This window comes from Acidovorax sp. KPB24-03, assembly GCF_057546605.1.
This window is the reverse complement of the sequence record NZ_BAAJYR010000263.1, coordinates 1-4,872: the sequence shown is the minus strand read 5'-3', so window position 1 is coordinate 4,872 and position 4,872 is coordinate 1. Positions and strand designations below refer to the sequence as shown.

General features: G+C 67.4%; 7 protein-coding genes. 4 read left to right on the top strand and 3 right to left on the bottom strand.

What is annotated here, in order from left to right:
* Nucleotides 1-210 precede the first annotated feature (210 nt).
* Nucleotides 211-732: a hypothetical protein gene (locus tag AC27KI_RS18745; RefSeq protein WP_487089951.1), complete on the bottom strand. Its 522-nt coding sequence runs from the start codon at nucleotides 730-732 to the stop codon at nucleotides 211-213.
* A gap of 14 nt (nucleotides 733-746) precedes the next feature.
* On the bottom strand, nucleotides 747-998 hold the full coding sequence (locus AC27KI_RS18740) for a GlsB/YeaQ/YmgE family stress response membrane protein (protein WP_272569255.1): 252 nt from the start codon (nucleotides 996-998) through the stop codon (nucleotides 747-749).
* A 269-nt stretch (nucleotides 999-1,267) separates the two neighbouring features.
* Here AC27KI_RS18740 and AC27KI_RS18735 point away from each other — a divergent pair, with 269 nt between their 5' ends.
* Nucleotides 1,268-1,624, top strand: coding sequence for a hypothetical protein (locus AC27KI_RS18735; protein WP_317358257.1), 357 nt, complete (start codon nucleotides 1,268-1,270; stop codon nucleotides 1,622-1,624).
* Nucleotides 1,625-1,674: 50 nt separating this feature from the next.
* On the opposite strand, the gene AC27KI_RS18730 is transcribed toward AC27KI_RS18735, so the two are convergent.
* On the bottom strand, nucleotides 1,675-2,226 hold the full coding sequence (locus AC27KI_RS18730) for a C40 family peptidase (RefSeq protein ID WP_272569691.1): 552 nt from the start codon (nucleotides 2,224-2,226) through the stop codon (nucleotides 1,675-1,677).
* A 267-nt stretch (nucleotides 2,227-2,493) separates the two neighbouring features.
* Between AC27KI_RS18730 and AC27KI_RS18725 the strand changes: the two genes are divergently transcribed.
* The 3 genes from AC27KI_RS18725 to AC27KI_RS18715 form a co-directional block, all read left to right on the top strand.
* Nucleotides 2,494-3,597 (top strand): PQQ-dependent sugar dehydrogenase, encoded by a 1,104-nt coding sequence (locus AC27KI_RS18725; RefSeq protein ID WP_487089952.1) that lies wholly within the window; start codon nucleotides 2,494-2,496, stop codon nucleotides 3,595-3,597.
* 126 nt (nucleotides 3,598-3,723) lie between these two features.
* Nucleotides 3,724-4,326 carry an isochorismatase family protein gene (locus tag AC27KI_RS18720; RefSeq protein WP_272569259.1) on the top strand — a complete coding sequence of 201 codons (603 nt, stop codon included), beginning with the start codon at nucleotides 3,724-3,726 and terminating at the stop codon, nucleotides 4,324-4,326.
* Between the two features lie 159 nt (nucleotides 4,327-4,485).
* Nucleotides 4,486-4,872, top strand: a 387-nt coding sequence (locus tag AC27KI_RS18715; RefSeq protein ID WP_487115218.1) for a hypothetical protein, incomplete at its 3' end; no start/stop codon positions are given.

The window sequence follows — 4,872 nt, the reverse complement described above, 5'->3', positions numbered from 1 at the left end:
CATCGGACAGGGTGGGCAGCCGCGCCAGCGTGGCGGCATCGGCCCGGCGCTGCAGCGCGGAGACCCAGGCGCCGATCGCGTGCTCGCGCGCAGCCGAGGCAACGGAAGGGCGCTTGGCGCGAGGGGAGTCAGCGGGGGGGCGCGGCGGCATGGGCGGCCATTGTGCCGGGCGAGCGGCCGCGTTCGAATGCTGGGCCGCCGGGCGGGGATTCAGCGCTTCGAATCGGCCTGTGGCGCCGGCAGGGTGAGTTGGGCCGCCTTGGCGACTTCCACGCAATCGCGCAGGTGCTGCTCGCCGAGCAGGCGCAGCGTGGTGTAGCCCAGGACGGCCGCCACGGCCTGGCCGGCCAGCGGCACATATTTGGCCGCCTGCTTGGCCGTAAGACGCATGCCCACGGCCTGGGTGGCCCGGATCACCAGCTCGCGGGTGACGAACTTGCCGATCAAGGCCGACCCGATGAGGCCGACCGCCTTCTGCACCTGCTCGCGCTTGTGGGGCGTGAGCCGGTCGATCTGCTCGGGCGTCAGGCCGAACTCCGCATTGATCTGCGGCACCAGTCGGGACAGCAAGGCCGCGTCCACCGCCCAATCGAGGCCCGGAATGGGCACGGTGCCCGCCGCGGCGGCCATCAGTGCGCGCCGGTGCAGCAGGCGCCGGCTGCGCTGCACGGCTGCCAGCAGATCGGGGTCGTTGCCGGCCAGGGCCGAGGCGCTGGGAACACGTTTCGCCACGGGGCGGCCGCCTTTCAGTTCTTGCTCTTGAAGAAGCTGTACACCACCAGCAGCAGCATCGCGCCCAGGATGGAGGCGATCCAGCCGGCTGGCTCGCCCTCCTGGTACCAGCCCATGGCGAGTCCGATGTAGGTGGCCAGGAATGACCCGGCCACGCCGAGCAGCGCCGTCATGATCCAGCCGAGCTTGTCATCCCCTGGCTTGAGCGCACGGGCGAGCAAGCCCACCACGAGACCGACGAGAAGAACACCGAGGACGGAAAACATGGGCAGGCACTTTCTGGTTGAGATAGGGCGAATCTACCCGGCGGCCCCCAAGGCGCCATGTCGGACGAGGCGCACTGTGCTGCAGGCCGAAGATAGGGGGTTTCGGGGAAGATCAGGCAGCGGGTAAGCGGCGTGCGGGGTGTGGGAGCCGGCCGACAAGCCGACGCGCGTGAATCCCGCGCCTGGCGAATTGCGGGCTGGATAAGGTCATGGCTCTCCCACAAGAAAAGAAAGGAAAGCCCATGCCCATCCGATCCCCCCGCACTTTCTTGTCCGCCACCGTGTTGGCGCTGGCCGCGGCCACCGGGGGCGCCATGCTGCCCTCCACGGCCCTCGCACAGAGCGATCAGGCATCGCTGGATCGCGGCGCACGGCCGGACACCACCCCTGCGCAACGCTATCAGACCGCGATCCGTGAAGCGGGCGGTGGTTTGAAAGTGGGTTTGGAAGAATGCCGTGCGGGTGAAGCGGGTGCCCGCAAGTCGTGCGAATCACAGGCCCGGGCGCGCTACCAGGCCGACATGGCTGCCGCCAAGGAAATGCTGCGCAATCCCGATGCCCGTCCCGTGAATGTGGTGGGCGAACCCATTCGCAGCACGGAAACAACGACCGTCATCAAACCCTGACAGGCCCAGGCGGCTTCACCATGCGCACGCGGTGCACCACGCCAGAGCGCTCAGTTGGCGGAGCCGTCCTTGCCGCCGTCTTCGGTACTCACGCGGCGGGCGCCGTTGAAGCGCCGCTGCCAGTAAGAGGCGCCCATGTCTTCCACGCGGACTTCCGCACCGCTGCGGGGCGAGTGGATGAACTTGCCGTCACCCACGTACATGCCCACATGGCTGAAAGCGCGGCGCATGGTGTTGAAGAAGACGAGGTCGCCCGGTTGAAGGTCTTTCTTCTCGATCTTCTCGGTGGCGGCCGCTTGCTGGTCAGCCCGGCGCGGGAGCACCAGGCCCGCCGCCTTGCCGTAGATCGTGCGGATGAAGCCGCTGCAATCAAAACCGGTTTCGACGTCATTGCCACCCCGGCGGTAGGGCACGCCGAGAAATCCCATTGCCGTGGCAACGACTTCTCCAGCCTTGTCCTGCACGTTGTGCCGGGCTTCCTGGAATTGCGAAAGCATCGTCCTTTCGCGGACAAGACGGTCTAAATCATCGGAGGGCGCATTGTTGGGGGCGGCGTGGGCGCTGGCGCAGGCCAGCAACAAGAGGCAGATCCATCGAGACATGGGGCGCGAGGTTATCACGCATGTTCCGGCTTCCATTAGCAAAAAGTGTCGCAAAACCAAAGCCCCATGGCTTTTGGCTATGAAGCGGCTGCGTGGCATGCTCTTCCCTCTCGAAACGAAATTCGGCGAGTCCTACTTTTCCCTGGGCACGCGATGACTGGCAGGTCCTTGTGTTACAAAATTTCCGCTGTATGAAATTCGATAAATCTGGCTCTCTGTCTTCTGTTTTTTTACGGGCTGTTATTGGTTACATCTGGCGCTGCGGCAATGGTGTCCGGCGTGGAGGCCCGCGCCCAACCGGCTCGTCCCGTCGTGCCGCAGGCAGCAAAGACGCAAGGCCAGGCGGTGACTGTGGCCCAGGATCTCGCCAACCCCTGGGCGGTGGCGTTCCTTCCGGGCGGACGGTTCCTGGTGACGGAGCGCTCCGGCCGTCTGCGGGTGATCGAGGCCAATGGCCGGATCCATTCGCCCGTGTCCGGCCTGCCGCCGGTCGTGTTCGGCGGGCAGGGCGGCCTGCTCGATGTGGTCACCGACGCGGATTTCGAACGCAACCGGCGCATCTTCTTTTGCTACTCCGAGCCTGCGCCGCAGGGCGAGACCGGCAACAGCACCGCCATGGCGAGCGCGGTGCTGCCCCCCGGCGAAACTGCCTTGACCGACGTGCGGGTGATCTTCAGCCAACGGCCCAAGGTGCAGAGCTCGCTGCACTTCGGCTGCCGCATTGCGCAGGCCCGGGACGGGTCCCTCTTTCTGGCCGTGGGCGAGCGCTCCTCCCGCAAGGAAGACGCCCAAAAGCTCGACGGCCACCTGGGCAAGATCATCCATGTGCAGCCCGATGGTTCGCCAGGTCCGGGCAACCCGACCGGCGCCGGCGCGCTGCCAGAAATCTGGAGCTGGGGCCACCGCAACCCGCAGGGCGCGACCATCGCCCCGGACGGTCGGCTGTGGATCCACGAGCACGGCCCGCAGGGGGGCGATGAAATCAATGTGCCCCAGGCCGGCCGCAATTACGGCTGGCCGGTCGTCACCTACGGCGAAAACTATGGCGGCGGCAAGATCGGTGAAGGGCTGACGCACAAGGCGGGCATGGAGCCACCGCTGCACTACTGGGTGCCGTCCATCGCGCCCTCGGGCATGGCCTTCCTGACCAGCGACCGCTACGGTGCCGACTGGCGGGGCAGCCTGTTCATCGGCTCGCTCAAGTTCAGCCGGCTGCACCGGCTGGAGCTGGCGAACGGCAAGGTGGTGCGCGACGAATACCTGCTCGGCGGCCTGGCCGAACGCATCCGCGACGTGCGCCAGGGTCCGGACGGCTGGCTGTACTTGCTGACCGATGGCCCCCAGGGCCGGCTGCTGCGCCTGACGCGCTGACTACCACTGGGCGGATCGGGCGTTCCCGCGCCGGTCCACCCCCGTCGCACGCCCCCAAGGAACCTGCGCCAGGCACGGCTGCGACAATCCCCGCATCTTTCACCTTTTGCCCAGCGCACCCCGCCCATGCTGCTCGACGCCTCCGAATCCCAACTCGTCCTGGTCGATTACCAGGAACGCCTGATGCCCGCCATTTTCGAAGGCCCGGCCGTGCTGGCCAACGCGCTGCGCCTGGCCCGGGCGGCCCAGTTGATGGAGGTGCCGGTATGGGGCACCGAGCAAAACCCCTCGCGCCTGGGGCCCAACGATCCGGCGCTGCGTGCGCTGTGCCGCAAGACCCTGGCCAAGATGCATTTCAGCGCGGCCGAGGAAGGCCTGGGCGAATGGTTGCGCCCCGAGCCGAAGCCGCCTGCCGGCAACGCCCGCAGCCTGCCCAAGCACCTGCAGAAACCCCAGCCCACGGCCGAAGAGCCTGGCGCCATCGTGATCGCCGGCTGCGAGGCCCATGTGTGCCTGCTGCAGACGGCGCTGGACCTGCTGGAGGACGAATTCGACGTGTGCGTGGTGACCGACGCCTGCGGCTCCCGCACCGAGCGCAACCGCGACGCCGCCTTTGACCGCCTGGCCGGCGCGGGCGCCGAACTGGTTACGACGGAGATGGTCATCTTCGAATGGGCGCGCACGGCGGAACACCCGGCCTTCAAGGATTTGCTGGCGCTGGTGAAGTGAGGCCAGGGGTGGGGGAGCGGGCGGGGGAGCCTGCCCCTGTCCCCTCCCTGGGCAGCGCCCGGCGACCGGGTTGATAGGATCTGATCGCGTCCTTCGCAGCCGCCCCCTCCAGTGCGGCTGCAAGGTTTGGAGTTTTACCCCACAAGGAGTTTTCACCCCATGCATTGGAAGTCCGCTTTCGCTTTGCTCGCCCTGTCTGGTGCGACCCTGCCCACATTCGCGCAGTCCGACCGGCAGGTGGCCGAAGACATGGTGACCCGCTCAGCCAATGTCTGCCCCGGCCACAGCACCGAGCGCACCACGCCCACGGTCAAGGCCGTGCCCGTCGGCGCATTGCGGGTCATGCGGGACCGCGGCCTGGTGATGTGCCCGGACCGTCGCCTTGATGCCGACGCGCCGGCCGTGTTCTACGGCAGGGTCGGCGTGTTCGCATGGAACCCGGAAGTGGCGGCTGCTTCGGCCGTGATCGTCCAGCAGATCGGCGCCATGACCCGCAAGGACGAGTACCCGGTGGAGACGCTGGTCTGGGATGCCAAGGGCGCCCCC

Excerpts from the sequence above, each read along its gene's own strand:
- AC27KI_RS18725 (WP_487089952.1), top strand. The coding sequence starts at position 2,494 with ATGGTGTCCGGCGTGGAGGCCCGCGCCCAACCGGCTCGTCCCGTCGTG.
- AC27KI_RS18720 (WP_272569259.1), top strand. The coding sequence starts at position 3,724 with ATGCTGCTCGACGCCTCCGAATCCCAACTCGTCCTGGTCGATTACCAG.
- AC27KI_RS18740 (WP_272569255.1), bottom strand. The coding sequence starts at position 998 with ATGTTTTCCGTCCTCGGTGTTCTTCTCGTCGGTCTCGTGGTGGGCTTG.
- AC27KI_RS18730 (WP_272569691.1), bottom strand. The coding sequence starts at position 2,226 with ATGTCTCGATGGATCTGCCTCTTGTTGCTGGCCTGCGCCAGCGCCCAC.